The sequence below is a fragment of the Pseudomonas sp. CH235 genome, from assembly GCF_004368175.1.
Taxonomy (GTDB): Bacteria; Pseudomonadota; Gammaproteobacteria; order Pseudomonadales; family Pseudomonadaceae; genus Aquipseudomonas; species Aquipseudomonas paraglycinae.
This window is the reverse complement of the sequence record NZ_RRZJ01000026.1, coordinates 66,140-81,122: the sequence shown is the minus strand read 5'-3', so window position 1 is coordinate 81,122 and position 14,983 is coordinate 66,140. Positions and strand designations below refer to the sequence as shown.

The window sequence follows — 14,983 nt, the reverse complement described above, 5'->3', positions numbered from 1 at the left end:
TAGGATGCAATAAGTTGTTCCTCCCCAGCGCTCATGACGGCAATTTCAGAATCAAGCAAAAAGGATTTTCTAGCACTTATATAATCAATAAAATCTTTTACAGTGCTCATCTCGCGCATTAATACTTCAAGCGAGATCTCGTCAAAAACATGAACAAACTTCTTAGACCTATCGAGTGGCCCAGTGGTAAATAGCACCTCAGGGAACTCAGAACAATCTAACGTAGTGTTTATTATATGAGAGCCCACACTTCCGGGAAAATGTCTCTTACACGCCTCAAGACTACCTCGCGTTACCGCAATCAAATGAAATCGTGCTGCAGTGATATCAGGCACATCGACCGGCAAACGACGCGTACATTTTGAATCAAGAAACACACGCCCCGGAAATCTTTCAAGCCAACTTTTAGCCCCATAAAGCTGCTTTGCAGAGTTAGTAACCGCTCGTTTATACCAACGCTTCCAAGCGATACTTTCATCTATTTCAGTTTGAAATTCTATATGTTTGTCGGAGAAAATTACTACGTCATTACCAAAAACTAGCAATATATCCGCGAATTCTTTGGCACTCCCCTTACCGTCTCGCATATCTTGATCTGTATGCAAGTTTGCATGCGCCCATAAGCTCAAGAAAGATTTCCGGCAAAGCCGCATCAACAATCGCTCGGACTCATTCACGCCGTCGGCATCTGAGATGTCGAAAATCCCTTTATTTTCCTTATTGGGCATGCTCATCCTCCGTAGGGTTTATCCCAAGAATCTACCAGATTCGTCCACGGGTACGCTCACCGCATGTGCGAGAAAATTCACTCACGTTCCCAAAATATTCCCATATCGTTCTTTTCCAAATGCCAAAATCACAAACCTCCGCCGTTCTTTAGGAATTAGGGGGGGGGTGTTTACTGAATGTGGCAGAAGGAGAGATTCGAGTTTCAAAAAACATTTGCAGTCATCAATGCTTTTCGGATTTCATCGTTCCTGTCCGCTTCTGGCCGAAATCAATCACTCCCAAGCAATGTCACTCCCACTCAAACCGCCCCACCGAAAACAACGAAAGATCCAGCTCACTCTCCCCCCGCAAACACCACTGCGCAAACGCCTCCCCCAGCGCCGCCGAGTGTTTGAACCCATGCCCGGAGCACGCCGACACCACCAACGTGTGCTGCAACCGTGGATGCTCATCAATGATGAAATGCCGATCCGGCGTAACGGTGTAGGCGCAAACCGCTGACTTCACTACCCGATCCGTCAGCCCGGCAATGCGCCCCTTCACCTGCTGTTCGTACATCTCGCGTTCTTCCTCGGCCGAGACTGTGCGATCCAGAGTTTCAGGCGTGGACGCGCTGTGATACTGCGCCGTAGCCACCTTCAAACTGCCCTCCCCCGGCAACGCGGGAAAGCCATAGAAATCATCGTCCGGGCCGTGGGTGAAGATGAACGTGGGCGAGTGGCCGACCAGTTCCGCATCGGGCTCGGTTTCGAACCAGAACAGTTTTTGCCGATAGACACTGAGCAGTCTGTCGAACGGTGCGCCGAGCAAGCCGCCCGCCCAGTTGCCGGCAGTGACCACCAGTTTGTTCGCCCGTACGGTGCGCTGGTCGGTGGTGACGGTGACGCCCTGTTCGTCCGAGCTGATGTGGGTCACGGTCTCGCCCTTATAGAGCGTGGCGCCGTGTTGTTCGGCCAATCTCAGTTGTACGTCGATGCAGCGTTCAGGCCGTACAAAACCGCCTTCGGGCTCGAAGTAGCCAATGGCGTCGTCGCGCACCTGGGCAAACTGCGGGAAGCGCTGGCGGATCTGGGTAGCGTCGAGGACTTCATGTTCGATGCCGTAGGTCTGCGCCAGGGCGATGGTGCGCAGGGTGAAGTCGGTTTCGTCGGCGGGATCGAAGTCGGGGCTGGAGGTCAGCACCAGCAGGCCGGTCTGTTCGAACAAGGACTCGCCCGACAGCCCTTCCAGTTCACGCCAGATGCGGTGGGAGTTGCGCACGATGGGCACGTATTGCGCGCCCTCGCCCACGGACAGCCGGGTGATGCGGGTGTCGCCATGGCTGGAGCCGAATGTGTGCGGTGGATGGTGGCGGTCGATGCCGACCACGTTGACCCCGGCCTTCGCCAGTTGATACACCGTGGCCGCGCCCATGGCGCCGAGGCCGATGACCAGTGCTTCGCATCGTTCCATGATTGATTTCCGCTCAGGCAAAAGAGCCACAGTGAAGCGGATCGGGCGCTGGAAAACAATCCGCTGAAAGCCGCGCTCTGGCAAAAACGCGAAAATCCAAAAGCCGTGCGATTACCGGCCAGACTCGTTTGTCGCGTCTTGCATCGCGGCATACCCTCTGACGCCAATAAAAACAATAAGAGAGAGTCCCGCCTTGATCCGTTTCTGCAAAACCTCGCTGTGCCTCGCCGTTCTGTCCTCGTTCGTTGCCACTGCCAGCCATGCCGCCGATGTGCCTTGGGTCGATAGCGCCGTGAGCGCGGTCAATCAGGAAGTCGTCGATCTGCGCCACACGATTCATCAGCATCCAGAGCTGGGCAATCTTGAGTTCAAGACCGCCGCGCTGGTGGCCGAGCGGCTGAAGGCGTCGAACATTGAAGTGCGCACCGGAGTCGGCAAGACGGGTGTTGTGGGGATTCTGAAAGGCGGATTGCCGGGGCCGGTCGTGGCGTTGCGCGCCGACATGGACGCACTGCCGGTCAAGGAGATGACGAACCTGCCGTTCGCCAGCCAGGCCACCAGCACGCGGCTGGGCAAGAGCGTGCCGGTGATGCACGCCTGTGGGCACGACACCCACACCGCGATGTTGCTGGGCGCCGCGAAGGTGCTGGCCGAGCATCGCGATCAGGTGCGCGGGACGGTGGTGTTTCTGTTTCAGCCGGCTGAAGAAGGCGCGGCTGACGTCGATGAGTTCCAGACGGACACTCTGATCGGTGCGCAAGCGATGATCCGCGATGGCGCGCTCGATTCGCCCAAGGTCGAAGCGGTGTTTGGGGTGCATGTGATGGCGGGTTATCCGACCGGGCATCTGTTCTACAAATCCGGAACCGTGCTCAACAGCAGCGATTCGTTCCGCATCACGGTCAAGGGCCAGCAGACTCACGGCTCGGCGCCCTGGAGCGGTGTCGATCCGATTGTCGCCAGTCAGGGCATCATCAGCGGATTGCAGACGCTGGTCAGTCGGCGCGTCGACCTGACCCAGGGCATGGGCGTGATCAGCGTCGGTACGATCAATGGCGGTTCGGCGGCCAACATCATTCCCGAGTCCGTGGAAATGACCGGGACCATCCGCACCAACAACGCCGACATCCGCGACACGATCCTGAAAAAGATGCCGCCGCTGGTGAACAGCATCGCCAGCGCCTACGAGACCCAGGCCAATCTGCTGTTGGTGAACAATGCGCCCGTGACCACCAACGATCCGGCCCTGACCGAAGCCATGATCCCGGCCTTCGAGCTGGCAGCACCGGGCAAGGTCGAGCGCCTGCCCGCCTCGCTGTCGCCGAGCGAAGACTTCTCCTACTACGCGCGCAAAGTGCCGGGGCTGTTCGTGTTCCTCGGCGCAACGCCGGAAGGCCAGGACATGAGCAAGGCGCCGAACAACCACAGCCCCTACTTCACCGCCGATGATGCGACACTGGCCACCGGGGTGAAGGCGCATGTGCAGTTTGTGCTGAATTATGCGGGGCGAGGTCAGCGGGGCTGACTCGCTGACATGAAAAAGGGGCGGAAATATTTTCGTAAATACATCCGCCCACCTTGGTTGTCCGCAGTTTCAGTATTTCGCACAGGTACCCATGAAATACTCCAGACCGCTCGGGAAGCTGACATTCAGCAGGGCTTTCAGTGCCGCTACCTGATCCTCGCACAGTAACAAATCACCAGGTTCCAGTTCGCTCAGGGGCTTGAATTCAATGAGCTGTGCAACTTTTTCATTCAGTTCGCTACCGTCGATATCCAGCTCGAACTGCAGCGAGTCGTCTTGGACGTCATCGGGGTAAAAGCCGGTTATTGAAAGAGAGAGCATGGCTTGACCCTTTTACTGTCAATCAGGCTGTCTGTCGGTATTAGCTGTAATCAAACGAAATTTGATAGTCGTTGGTACTCAGAGCGATCTGATGTTGAAAGTACGGCTGAATAGTCGCGACCCACTTCTCGACGACGTTGAAGCTGCCATTATTGATGTTCCCCTCTACTGGAATGCCTAAAGCATTCAATACTGATTCATCATCCCCCAGATCTTTTGACGTCTCCTCGCCCTGGAATTCCAGGGTTGCTGTGTCGTACCACTCCAGTCTCAGTTCCAGTCCCATCTCTTTCTCACAGATATCTTTTTTGATGCGTCTTTCTTTGCCACTGGTCCTTTCGTTCATGCATCGGCAACCCCTCGCAAGAGGCCGCACGACGTTAACGAACCAGGAAAATCATGGCTGTAGGACGTATCTCTAAAGACGTGGGGATTGTTCGACGTGAACGGATTGCATCTCGGCAACGACCGCCTCAATCACACACAAAGCCGTCGGTGACAGGCTTCTACCCTGCAAACTCACCACCCCGATTTCAGAATGAAATCCCGGCCGGTCGACAACATGAAGCTCGATCAAACGCCCCACCCGAATGTCTTCAGCCACAGCGCCATGAATGACGCCGAGGATGGTGTCGGTTGAACCAGCGACGGTTTTGAGCAGGGCCACGTCGTCGCACTCCAGCACGATGGGCAGCGCCTGGCGAGTGGAAATGCCGAGGGTTCGGGCGGTCTCGAGTTTCACGACTTCGGGCAAGCGCGTCGTGGCAATGCCATAGCCTTCCAGCTCGCCCATCTGCACTTTACGCCCGGCCAGCGGATGCTCCGGACGCACGAAGAAGCCTGCCGAAACCTGGCCCAGCGAGCGGATCAAAAGATCGGATTCCGCGGTGAAGTTACGGATATCGGCAACGAAGAATTCGATCCCTTCAGCGCGCAGCCGCGCTTCGAGAATCTGCCAGTTGTTCACCTCGACACGCAGGGTGACTGCCGGGTGATCCAGGCGCAGTCGCGGCACGACTTGATGCATCAACATGGCCGCCGGGAACGGCCCGACGCCAAAAGCGAGGCTACCCAGTTGGCGATCGCTGTAGAGCGCCATGTCCCGCTCCAGCGAACGGGCATCGAACAGCAACCGCCGCGCCCGCTCGATCAGAAACGCCCCCGCCGGCGTCGGGCGGACGTCGCCGGTGTCGCGATCGAACAGGCGCTGCCCGGTTTCGCTCTCCAGCGCCTGAATGCTGCGGCTCAGGGCCGGCTGGCTGAGGTGAACGCGTTCGGCGGCGCGGCCGAAATGGCGTTCATCGGCCAGCGCGAGAAGGTGTGACAGTCGTTTGAGGTCCATTCACCCGATGCTAGCGACGCATTATCCGGATGTAAACAATGCATTGGATACATCGCCGCCCTGCCCCTAGGCTGGAGCGAATTCGACCCTCGGAGAACAACAAGAATGAAACCGACCCTCTACACGATCCTCGCCCTGACGCTGGTGTCACTCGGCGGCTGTGACAACAAGCCCGGCGTCGCAGCCGGCGACGCCACGCCCGCCACGGCAGCGGTGATCCAGGCGTCGATCAAGGGCCTGGATCTCAGCGACAACCGGGACATGGAAGATGCCCAGCGCGGTTTCATCGCCCGCCCCACCGGCAAGATCCTTGGCTCCGACGGCAATGTGCTGATCGATTTCGATGCGTACCGCTTCGTCGAAGGCCAGGCGCCAGCCACCGTCAACCCTAGCCTGTGGCGGCACGCGATGCTCAACGCGCAGATCGGTCTGTTCAAGGTTCGCGATGGGATTTACCAGTTGCGCGGATTCGACATCGCCAACATGACGCTGATCGACGGGCAAACCGGCTGGATCGTGGTCGACCCGCTGACCTCCCGGGAATCCGCCGCCGCAGCGCTGGCATTCGCCCGCGAGCATCTGGGCAACAAGCCCGTCACCGCGATCATTTTCACCCACGACCATGCCGACCATTTCGGCGGTGTGCTGGGCATCACCTCAAGCAGCGAAGTCGCCCAGCGCAATATTCCCATCGTCGCGCCTGCCGGGTTCATGGAGGAAGCCACCAGCGAAAACATCCTGGCGGGCCCGGCGATGGCGCGGCGTTCGATGTATCAGTTCGGCAAGAACCTGACGCCGGGCGCCACCGGCATCGTCGACACCGGTCTGGGCAAAAACGTCGCCTACGGCAGCATGGGCATCCTGCCGCCGACGCAGATCATCGACCAGCCGATCCAGCCGCTGGTGCTCGACGGCGTCAGCTTCGTGTTCCACAACATGCCCGGCGCGGAAGCCCCGGCCGAGCTGACCTTTTCGATCCCCGCGCTGAAGGCGTATGGCGGTGCGGAGCTGCTGGCGCAGACCATGCACAACCTCTTGCCGATCCGTGGCGCCAAGGTGCGCGATGCGCTGCGCTGGTCTGACTACACGCAAATCGCCCTCGACGAGTTGGGCGACACCGAGGTCTATTTCGGTCAGCACAACTGGCCGATCTGGGGCAACGAGCGGATCCGCGAATTCATCACCAAGCACCGCGACGTCTACAAATACCTGCACGACCAGACCGTGCGCCTGATGAACGCCGGCTACACCCCCAACGAGATCGCCGACAAGATCCAGCTGCCGGATTCGCTGGCGTCGTACTTCGGCACCCGTGGTTATTACGGCGACCTGCGCCACAACGTCAAGGCGATCTACCAGCTGTACCTGGGCGCCTACGATGGCAACCCCGCGCACTTGAATCCGCTGGTGCCCAAGGAATCGGCAAAGCGCTACGTCGAATTGATGGGAGGCAATGCCAAGGTGGTCGAGGCCGCGCGCGAGGCCTATGACAAGGGCGAATATCGCTGGGTCGCCGAGCTGCTGGATCAGGCCGTGCTCGCCAACCCCGACGACACGGCCGCCAAAGAACTGCTGGCCCGCGCGTACGAACAGATGGGCTATCAGGCGGAATCGGCGACCTGGCGCAACAGCTACCTGACCGCGGCCATGGAGCTGCGCAACGGCCCGCCAGCCAAGGGCGTCAAACGCTCCGACCTGATCGAACTGATGAAGCAGACGCCCACTGAGCGCTTCCTCGAAGCCATGGCCGCAAGCCTCGACGGGCCGGCGGCGGATGGCAAGAACTGGACGTTCAATCTGGTGCTGACCGATACGAATGAATCGTTCGTGCTGTGGATCGAGAACGCCGTGCTGCACTACCGAAAAGGCCCGACGGCAGCGAACGCCAACGCAACGCTGACTGTCACCAAGGACCTGTTCGTCCAGTTGCTGGGGGGCACCGCCGGGCTGAAGGAAACGCTTACCTCCGTTGATCTGAAGGTGGAAGGCAGTAAAGTCGATCTCATGAGATTCCTCGGGCTGCTGGAAAAGGCGCCGGGGAATTTTGCGATTGTCGCCCAGGCGCGTGACTGAACCGGTACGTGTCGACGGTGGGTTGCACGGTTCAAAAACAGGATCAGGCAAGCAATCCACAGAAATGCACAACAGCCTGTACGAGCAATCCGGGAAAAATGGTCCCTCGACACATTCATCAAGGACCACTCCCATGCTCGTACACGCCTACGGTGCCCACGCCGGCGATAAACCCCTTGAGCCGATGCAGATCAATCGCCGCGCGCCGGCGGCCCATGATGTGCAGATCGACATCGCCTTCTGCGGCATCTGCCACTCCGACCTGCACCAGGTGCGCGCCGAATGGGCCGGGACGCAATTCCCCTGCGTGCCGGGGCACGAGATTGTCGGCCGCGTTTCGGCAGTCGGCGCCCATGTGTCCGACTACAAGGTCGGTGATCTGGTGGGTGTCGGCTGCATCGTCGACAGCTGCAAACACTGCGAGGATTGCGAGACCGGTCTGGAAAACTACTGCGACGGCATGATCGGCACCTACAACTTCCCGACCCCGGACGCACCGGGCTGGACCCTCGGCGGCTACTCGCAAAACATCGTGGTGCATGAGCGTTATGTCCTGCGTATCCGTCACCCTGAGGCGCAGTTGGCCGCCGTCGCGCCGCTGCTGTGTGCGGGCATCACTACGTACTCGCCGCTGCGTCACTGGAACGCCGGGCCGGGCAAAAAGGTCGGTGTGGTCGGTATCGGTGGCCTGGGCCACATGGGCATCAAACTGGCCCATGCGATGGGCGCGCACGTCGTGGCGTTCACCACCTCCGAGTCCAAGCGCGAAGCCGCAAAAGCACTGGGCGCCGATGAGGTCGTGGTATCGCGCAATGCCGAAGAAATGGCCGCGCACACCAAGAGCTTCGACTTGATCCTCAACACCGTCGCCGCGCCTCACGATCTCGACGCGTTCCTGGTGCTGCTCAAGCGTGACGGCGCCCTGACGCTGGTCGGTGCGCCCGCCTCACCGCATACGTCACCGAACGTGTTCAACCTGATCATGAAGCGCCGGACCATTGCCGGTTCAATGATCGGTGGCATTGCCGAGACCCAGGAGATGCTGGATTTCTGTGCCGAACACGGCATCGTTTCCGACATCGAGCTGATTCGCGCGGACCAAATCAACGCGTCCTACGAGCGGATGCTGCAGGGTGATGTGAAATATCGTTTTGTGATCGATAACTCGACGCTGGCCGGCTGAGCCGTTACTCCGGCAACCCTGCCAACCGCAAACCTTCGGCAAACCGGGCGACGTCTTCAGGCCGTTGAATGGGCAGCCACGCGCAGAGGCTGGACACCCGCAACGTCGGGTCCAGCTGACGCACCCGTTCCATGGCCTGCCCGGCTTTGTCGGCTCGCCCATTGAGCGCGTGGCTGGCGGCGATCAGGGCCGCCGCTACCAGCAGACTGGGCAGGTTTCCCTGCGCTTTCTCGGCCCAGGAAACCGAACATTCGAAGCGACCGGCGAAGAAGTGCGCCAGCGCCATCCCGACCTGCATGCGGAACATTTCCGGATCCAGCGGGCTCAGGCGCACGGCATGCTCGAGGTTGGCAATGGCGGCTTCGGTTTCGCCACCCAAGGCGCGCAGGATACCGCCGAGATACCAGGCCGGCGCCAGATTGGGGTTGAGCACTCGAGCCCGATCCAGCAAAGCAATGCCACAATCGACATCCCCGGTCAGATGGGCCAGGGCATGACCGCAGCGGGTCAGCGCCACGGCGTCATCGCGCCCCAGTTCCACACCCATGCGCGCCAGCCGCGCACCTTCGGCGATTTCCCGGGGCCGGTCGGTCATCCAGCCGTTGAGCTTGCGCCAGAAGTGGCACCACGCGGCCATGCCATACGCCGAGGCGAATTCCGGATCCAGTTCAATCGCCCGGGAGAACAACGCCAGTGCCTGCTCGATCGCCTCTTGGGTGCCGATGTGCAGTTTGGCCGTGCCCCGCAGGTAGTAATCATAGGCATCGAGGCTGTCGGTGGGCTTGCGTTTGGCCCGCTCGATTTCCGCGCGTTCAAGCTGCGGCGCAATGGCGCCCACTACGCTCTCGGCCACTTGATCCTGGAGTTCGAAAATATCGTCGAGCAGGCCTTCGAAGCGCTCGGCCCACAGGTGCGTGCCGCTGCACGCATCAATCAACTGGCCGGTGATGCGGATCTTGTTGCCGCTCTTGCGCACGCTGCCTTCCAGCACGTAACGCACACCCAGTTCCTGACCGACGCCTCGCGCATCCACCGCCCTGCCCTTGTAGGTGAAACTGGAGTTGCGGGCGATGACGAACAGCCAGCGCAGGCGCGACAACGCGGTGATGATGTCTTCGACGATGCCGTCGGCGAAATAGTCCTGCTCGGGGTCGCCGCTGAGGTTCTGGAAGGGCAGGACGGTGATCGAAGGTTTTTCCGGCAGGACAAGTGTCGTGGCCACTTCGGGTATCGCAGGCGCTTCGGGCGCATTGACGGGGCTGTCGCTCGAGGTGATTTCACCGACAAAGCGATAGCCCTTGCGCGGCACCGTGCGCACCAGGCGCTGCTGCTCGCCGGTGTCGCCGATGGCCTTGCGCACGGCGTTGATGTGGCTGGTGATGGTCGATTCGGAAACGATCCGGCCGCTCCATACGGCGCTCAACAGTTCGTCCTTGCTCACCACCCGCTCGCGGTTGCTGACCAGCAGCAACAGCAGATCGAAGACCTGCGGCCCGACCGTCACGACTTGCCCGTGACAGGTCAGTTCCCGGCGCTGCTGGTCGAGCAGGTAGTCTTCAAACACGAATTGCACGGTGGCTGTTCTCTGGTCTGGCGCCCGCGACGCCGTGTCCGGGCAGGCGATTGTTTTGCGCTCGATCATACGGCAGACCTCGGGCCGCCGCACCGGTCTGCACACTGGTCTACGCATCTGCCAACGGATTGGCCTGTCTGGACAAAAAACCAAGACAAATCCAAGGTCACCACAAGGATTTGCCCGAGCGCCGCAAGCATGCTCAACCCACATCGACAGCAATGGTTGCCGTCGGCAAGTGGAGAGTTGCCATGAAGATCGTCGTTATCGGAGGCACCGGCCTCATCGGATCGAAACTTGTGAACAATCTGCGCGAACGCGGCCACGATGCACTCGCCGCCTCCCCTAACACCGGCGTCAACAGCATCACCCGCGAAGGCCTGGCCGAAGCGATGGACGGCGCCCAGGTGGTGGTCGACGTTTCCAACGCCCCTTCGTGGGAAGACCAGGCTGTACTCGACTTCTTCGAGACCTCCACTCGCAACCTCCTCGCCGCCGAAGCCGCAGCCGGGGTTCGCCATCACGTGGCGCTGTCGATCGTCGCCAGTGAGCGCTCGCCTGCCAACGGCTACTTCCGCGCCAAGGTCGCCCAGGAGAACCTGATCAAGGCCTCGAGCATTCCGTACACCCTAGTGCGGGCCACGCAATTCTTCGAATTTGTCGGCGGCATCGCCCAATCCGCCACCGTCGGCGAGGAAGTGCGCCTGTCGCCGGCGTTGATTCAGCCCATGGCTTCTGACGACGTCGCCGCTGCACTGACAGATGTGGCACTGGCAGCGCCGATCAACGGCACGCAAGAAATTGCCGGCCCCGAAGCCATGCCGCTCGACGAACTGGTCCGGCGTTTTTTCCGCGCCACCCACGACACCCGCAAAGTGATCCCGGACGTGCACGCCCGCTACTTCGGCGACGTGCTCGACGACCAGTCGCTCACCCCCGGCAGCAGCAACCCGCGCCTGGGCCCGACGCGCTTTGAAGACTGGCTGGCGAAATCGACCCAGCGCTGAAACACCCCACTCATTTGAAGGAGTATCGCCATGTTCAGCCGAATCCTGCTGGCCGCCACGTTTGCGGCCCTGTCGATATCATCTGCCTCGGCCGCCGAGCCGCAGGGGGGCAAGGTCACCGTGGTGTTCGACCGCGCCCTGCCCAACGTTCCGGGCAAATCCATGCGGGGCGTGCTGGTGGAATACGCGCCCGGTGGCTCTTCGCCGGCGCACTTTCATCCGAAGTCCGCGTTCATCTACGCCACGGTGCTTGAGGGCGCCGTGCGCAGCAAGGTCGGTGACGGGCCGGAGAAGGTCTACAAGGCCGGGGAAAACTTCGTCGAGCAACCGGGTGACTTCCACGCGGTGAGCGCCAATGCCAGCACCACTGAGCCGTCCCGTCTGCTGGCGGTGTTCGTGCTCGACAGCAGCGAGACCGACCTGGTCAAACCCGTCAAGCCGTAACCGATCCTTACGCCAATCCACCTCCGGCAGCGTGGCTGCCGGAGAGTACCGCTACGGGGCGCGATCAAGGTCGGCGTTGCAAAACATGCCCGATCAAAGCATTGATCTTTCGCCCCACACCCAGTAAAAAACCGTCTTCCCTTTCCGCCCTTGCAAGGAGCAGCGGATGCTCGAACTCGCCACGCAACGCCTTGACCTGCGCACGATGGTCGAATCCGACTGGCCGCTGTTCCTCAGGCTGCACTCCGAGCCGCAAACCATGCAGTACGTGTTCGGTGAAATCGCCGAGGACCAGGTGCGCAAAGGCTTCGAGCATCGGCTTCCGGCCTGGGGGCCGCAGTCGGATCACTGGTTGTGTCTGGTGGTGACCGACAGGGCCAGCGGGCAGGAACTGGGCGTGACCGGATTTCGTATCCTGTCGCCGGGGCATGCCGAAGTGGGTTGCCTGCTGTTGCCCGAGCATCAGGGCAAAGGCTTTGGCACCGAGTCGCGGCAGGCGATCATCGATTATGCCGCCGCCATCGGCCTGGACTCGTTGGAGTCGACAGTGACCGACGGTAATATCGCCTCCTGCAAGGTGTTGGAGAAATGCGGTTTTGTATTCGAGCGCCGCGTGCCACAGGCCTATCAGATTGGAGATCGGTGGTTTGACGACCTGATCTACCGCTATCAAATCAGCTGACCCCGTTTTATCAGCGACCGCCAAGGAGGCCCTCGTCGTGAATCCTTATCAATGCCTGCCACCCCGCGCTTTCTGGCGCACCGCCGTGGCTGACAAGCCCGCGCTGACCATCGATCAACTGTGGACGCCGCAGTTCGAGATCGGCAACAAGGACGCCATCGTCACCGCCGGCTCCTGTTTCGCCCAGCACATCGGCCGCGCGCTGGTGGAACGCGGCATGAACTGGCTGGACGCGGAACCGGCCCCGGCCGAACTGCCCGCAGCCGACTGGAAATCCCACAACTACGGGGTGTTCTCCTTCCGCACCGGCAACCTGTACACCCCGGCGATGCTTTGCCAATGGCTCGAATGGGCCTTGGGCGTGAGCCTGCCCCCCGACGAAACCTGGGCCCATGACGGGCGTTTCTTCGACCCGTTCCGCCCCGCCGTGGAGCCCGAAGGTTTTGCCAGCGAGGACGCGCTGTTCGCATCGCGCGAAGCCACCCTCGACGCCATCCGCACCGCCCTGCGCCAGGCCAAAGTGTTCGTGTTTACCCTCGGCCTGACCGAAGCCTGGCAAAACCGCCAGACCGGACTGGTGTACCCCGTGTGCCCTGGCACCGTGCGCGGCACCTTCGATCCGCTGCTTCACAAGTTCTGCAACTTCGGTTTCATGGACACCTATGGCGAAATGGTCCGGGCGCTGGAGTTGATGCGTTCGATCAACCCGCAACTGCGCCTGCTGCTCACCGTGTCACCGGTGCCCCTGACGGCGACCGCCACGGGCGAGCATGTGCTGAGCGCCACCACCTATTCCAAATCGGTCCTGCGCGCCGTCGCCGGGCAGCTGTGTGAAGACCTGCACGACGTCGACTATTTCCCTTCTTACGAAATCATCACCGGTACGCCGTTCAAGGGCGCGTTCTATCAGCCCAACCAGCGGGAAGTCACGCCCGAAGGCGTGGCGTTCGTCATGCAGCAGTTTTTCGCCGGGCTCGACGCGGTTCAACCGGTGCAGAAGCCGGCCAGCGTTCCTTCCACCTGCGTGTCCAGCGAGGAGCTTGTCTGTGAAGACGCCGTGCTCGATTACTACGCCTAGGTTTCTGCTGCTGGGCGACTCCCATGCCGGGGTCATCGGCAAGGCGGCGCAGGCCCGCGAGCTGCCTTTCAGCGGCGGCCCGCTGGGCACCGGCCGGGATTTTGCGGTGGACTTTTTCCGCCTGACCCGCCATGACGTGGTGTTTCGGGAAGCCGAGATGGAGCGCCTGTATCGCCAGGCCCTTGAGCCGTTCGAAGTGCCGCAACTGGCGAAGGTCGGCGTGCCGCTGGTGAGTACGATCGGCTTGAGCCTGCACTATCTCGCCAACGCGCCGAACTGGACGTGCTACCAGACGCCGGACGGCGAGTTCGATGAAGGTTTTCTCGCCGGGCCGCTGTTCGAATCCATTGTCGACACCCTGTCCCGGCCTGCGCTGGCGTTCTATGAACAGGCCCGGGCGATGAACCTCAAGGTGTTCGCCGTATTGCCGCCGCAGCGGGTTCCGGAGTTGTCCGACTCACGAGTGTTCATGGCCGCGCAGGCGCTGCTGATCGAGCGTCTGCAAGGACTTGGCATCGAGCTGATCGACGTGCGCGCGGCAGCGAATGATGAGCAGGGCTTTCAGCGTTCGGCGTACTGCGAAGTGGATGACCCGCTGCACGGGAATCTGGCGTTCGGCGAGTTGATCGTCGAGCAACTGCTCAAACAAGGCCTGTGAATGACCGGTGGGAACGGCACCGCCGCTCCCGCCGTTTTTTTAGATTCAAGCTTTCGGCTGCGTCCCCAGAATCGTCACCCGCTCGCCATACCGCGAGTGCGGAAAATAATCCCAGACCGCATGGTGCTGGGTGCAACGGTTGTCCCAGAACACCAAGGTATTCGGCGCCCAGCGCACGCGACAACTCAGAACTGGTTCGCGAGCCACCAGATCGAACAGCATGTTCAACAGCACCTGGCTTTCCCCGCCGGATAACTGGACGATGTGCGACGTAAACCCGGAATTGACGAACAGCGTTTTGCGCCCGGTTTCCGGGTGGCGAACCACCACCGGGTGCTCGGTTTTCGGCAGGTTGGCCGGTGCTTCATAGCCCTTCCACGGAATCGCACCGTCATGGATCGCCGTCAATTCGCCGAGAAACTGCTGCATCGTCGGCGACAGCATTTCCAGCGCCAGGTGCATGTTGGCGAACAGCGTATCGCCGCCCGTGCCGATGGCCGGGGTTTCCTTGACGTACAGCATCGAACCCATGGACGGCGCCAGGTCGGCGGTGCCGTCGGTATGCCAGGTTTCGCCGGCCACGTAGCGCGATTGCGCATTGGCGCGGACCACCACCAGCTCCGGGTCATCGCCGTCGATGTCTTCCACCGGCAGCGCCCGCAACTCACCGAACAACCGGCCAAACGCCTTGTGCTCGTCCACCGTCAGGTGCTGATCGCGGAACACCACCACGTGGTTCTCCAGAAAGGCCCGGCGGATTTCCGCGAGCTGCTCGTCGCTCAGCGGTTGTGAAAGATCGACGCCGCCGATCTCGGCGCCGATGATCGGCGTGATCCGCTCGACCGTGATGTGCTGATACGGCGCGCGCCGTTCTGCGGCGATGCGCTCGATCGCCTTGAGTGCCAACTGATCCATG

The 14,983-nt window shown here is 61.0% G+C and carries 14 protein-coding genes and 1 pseudogene; 8 read left to right on the top strand and 7 right to left on the bottom strand.

Annotation, left to right across the window (positions count from 1 at the left end):
• Both EIY71_RS22440 and solA read right to left on the bottom strand, forming a co-directional pair.
• Window positions 1-728 (bottom strand): annotated as a pseudogene (locus EIY71_RS22440) (hypothetical protein); the annotation flags it as partial.
• 289 nt (window positions 729-1,017) lie between these two features.
• The gene (gene solA / locus EIY71_RS22435) at window positions 1,018-2,181 is read right to left on the bottom strand and encodes an N-methyl-L-tryptophan oxidase (RefSeq protein ID WP_178083792.1); all 1,164 of its coding nucleotides are present in this window, start codon (window positions 2,179-2,181) and stop codon (window positions 1,018-1,020) included.
• 193 nt (window positions 2,182-2,374) lie between these two features.
• On the opposite strand from solA, the gene EIY71_RS22430 reads away from it, so the two are divergent.
• On the top strand, window positions 2,375-3,706 hold the full coding sequence (locus EIY71_RS22430; RefSeq protein ID WP_134023170.1) for an amidohydrolase: 1,332 nt from the start codon (window positions 2,375-2,377) through the stop codon (window positions 3,704-3,706).
• Between the two features lie 69 nt (window positions 3,707-3,775).
• Here EIY71_RS22430 and EIY71_RS22425 read toward each other — a convergent pair whose 3' ends face one another.
• The 3 genes from EIY71_RS22425 to EIY71_RS22415 all read right to left on the bottom strand — a co-directional run bounded on the left by EIY71_RS22425 (window position 3,776) and on the right by EIY71_RS22415 (window position 5,369).
• The gene (locus EIY71_RS22425) at window positions 3,776-4,027 is read right to left on the bottom strand and encodes a pyocin S6 family toxin immunity protein (RefSeq protein ID WP_134023168.1); all 252 of its coding nucleotides are present in this window, start codon (window positions 4,025-4,027) and stop codon (window positions 3,776-3,778) included.
• A gap of 40 nt (window positions 4,028-4,067) precedes the next feature.
• Window positions 4,068-4,373: a colicin E3-like toxin immunity protein gene (locus tag EIY71_RS22420; protein WP_372239295.1), complete on the bottom strand. Its 306-nt coding sequence runs from the start codon at window positions 4,371-4,373 to the stop codon at window positions 4,068-4,070.
• A 72-nt stretch (window positions 4,374-4,445) separates the two neighbouring features.
• Entirely contained in the window at window positions 4,446-5,369 is a 924-nt protein-coding gene (locus EIY71_RS22415) for a LysR family transcriptional regulator (protein WP_134023166.1), read from the bottom strand.
• A 105-nt stretch (window positions 5,370-5,474) separates the two neighbouring features.
• Here EIY71_RS22415 and EIY71_RS22410 point away from each other — a divergent pair, with 105 nt between their 5' ends.
• Together EIY71_RS22410 and EIY71_RS22405 are read left to right on the top strand one after the other, a co-directional pair.
• A complete protein-coding gene (locus EIY71_RS22410; protein ID WP_134023164.1) occupies window positions 5,475-7,442 on the top strand; it encodes an alkyl/aryl-sulfatase in 1,968 nt (655 codons plus the stop codon).
• 133 nt (window positions 7,443-7,575) lie between these two features.
• Window positions 7,576-8,625, top strand: coding sequence for an NAD(P)-dependent alcohol dehydrogenase (locus tag EIY71_RS22405; protein WP_102686676.1), 1,050 nt, complete (start codon window positions 7,576-7,578; stop codon window positions 8,623-8,625).
• 4 nt (window positions 8,626-8,629) lie between these two features.
• On the opposite strand, the gene EIY71_RS22400 is transcribed toward EIY71_RS22405, so the two are convergent.
• Window positions 8,630-10,198 (bottom strand): winged helix-turn-helix domain-containing protein, encoded by a 1,569-nt coding sequence (locus tag EIY71_RS22400; RefSeq protein ID WP_134023162.1) that lies wholly within the window; start codon window positions 10,196-10,198, stop codon window positions 8,630-8,632.
• Window positions 10,199-10,449: 251 nt separating this feature from the next.
• Between EIY71_RS22400 and EIY71_RS22395 the strand changes: the two genes are divergently transcribed.
• The 5 genes from EIY71_RS22395 to EIY71_RS22375 all read left to right on the top strand — a co-directional run bounded on the left by EIY71_RS22395 (window position 10,450) and on the right by EIY71_RS22375 (window position 14,067).
• Window positions 10,450-11,205, top strand: a complete 756-nt coding sequence (locus tag EIY71_RS22395; RefSeq protein WP_085747529.1) for an SDR family oxidoreductase — start codon at window positions 10,450-10,452, stop codon at window positions 11,203-11,205.
• 30 nt (window positions 11,206-11,235) lie between these two features.
• The gene (locus EIY71_RS22390) at window positions 11,236-11,649 is read left to right on the top strand and encodes a cupin domain-containing protein (protein WP_085747530.1); all 414 of its coding nucleotides are present in this window, start codon (window positions 11,236-11,238) and stop codon (window positions 11,647-11,649) included.
• Between the two features lie 166 nt (window positions 11,650-11,815).
• A complete protein-coding gene (locus tag EIY71_RS22385) occupies window positions 11,816-12,331 on the top strand; it encodes a GNAT family N-acetyltransferase (RefSeq protein ID WP_085747531.1) in 516 nt (171 codons plus the stop codon).
• 37 nt (window positions 12,332-12,368) lie between these two features.
• A complete protein-coding gene (locus tag EIY71_RS22380) occupies window positions 12,369-13,409 on the top strand; it encodes a GSCFA domain-containing protein (RefSeq protein ID WP_134023160.1) in 1,041 nt (346 codons plus the stop codon).
• On the top strand, window positions 13,378-14,067 hold the full coding sequence (locus EIY71_RS22375) for a hypothetical protein (protein ID WP_166673443.1): 690 nt from the start codon (window positions 13,378-13,380) through the stop codon (window positions 14,065-14,067). The genes EIY71_RS22380 and EIY71_RS22375 overlap by 32 nt, the downstream gene beginning before the upstream one ends.
• A 45-nt stretch (window positions 14,068-14,112) precedes the next feature.
• On the opposite strand, the gene EIY71_RS22370 is transcribed toward EIY71_RS22375, so the two are convergent.
• Window positions 14,113-14,982, bottom strand: coding sequence for a TauD/TfdA family dioxygenase (locus tag EIY71_RS22370; RefSeq protein ID WP_129972666.1), 870 nt, complete (start codon window positions 14,980-14,982; stop codon window positions 14,113-14,115).
• Window position 14,983 lies beyond the last annotated feature (1 nt).

Excerpts from the sequence above, each read along its gene's own strand:
- solA (WP_178083792.1), bottom strand. The coding sequence starts at position 2,181 with ATGGAACGATGCGAAGCACTGGTCATCGGCCTCGGCGCCATGGGCGCG.
- EIY71_RS22425 (WP_134023168.1), bottom strand. The coding sequence starts at position 4,027 with ATGCTCTCTCTTTCAATAACCGGCTTTTACCCCGATGACGTCCAAGAC.
- EIY71_RS22420 (WP_372239295.1), bottom strand. The coding sequence starts at position 4,373 with ATGAACGAAAGGACCAGTGGCAAAGAAAGACGCATCAAAAAAGATATC.
- EIY71_RS22415 (WP_134023166.1), bottom strand. The coding sequence starts at position 5,369 with ATGGACCTCAAACGACTGTCACACCTTCTCGCGCTGGCCGATGAACGC.
- EIY71_RS22410 (WP_134023164.1), top strand. The coding sequence starts at position 5,475 with ATGAAACCGACCCTCTACACGATCCTCGCCCTGACGCTGGTGTCACTC.
- EIY71_RS22405 (WP_102686676.1), top strand. The coding sequence starts at position 7,576 with ATGCTCGTACACGCCTACGGTGCCCACGCCGGCGATAAACCCCTTGAG.
- EIY71_RS22395 (WP_085747529.1), top strand. The coding sequence starts at position 10,450 with ATGAAGATCGTCGTTATCGGAGGCACCGGCCTCATCGGATCGAAACTT.
- EIY71_RS22390 (WP_085747530.1), top strand. The coding sequence starts at position 11,236 with ATGTTCAGCCGAATCCTGCTGGCCGCCACGTTTGCGGCCCTGTCGATA.
- EIY71_RS22385 (WP_085747531.1), top strand. The coding sequence starts at position 11,816 with ATGCTCGAACTCGCCACGCAACGCCTTGACCTGCGCACGATGGTCGAA.
- EIY71_RS22370 (WP_129972666.1), bottom strand. The coding sequence starts at position 14,982 with ATGGATCAGTTGGCACTCAAGGCGATCGAGCGCATCGCCGCAGAACGG.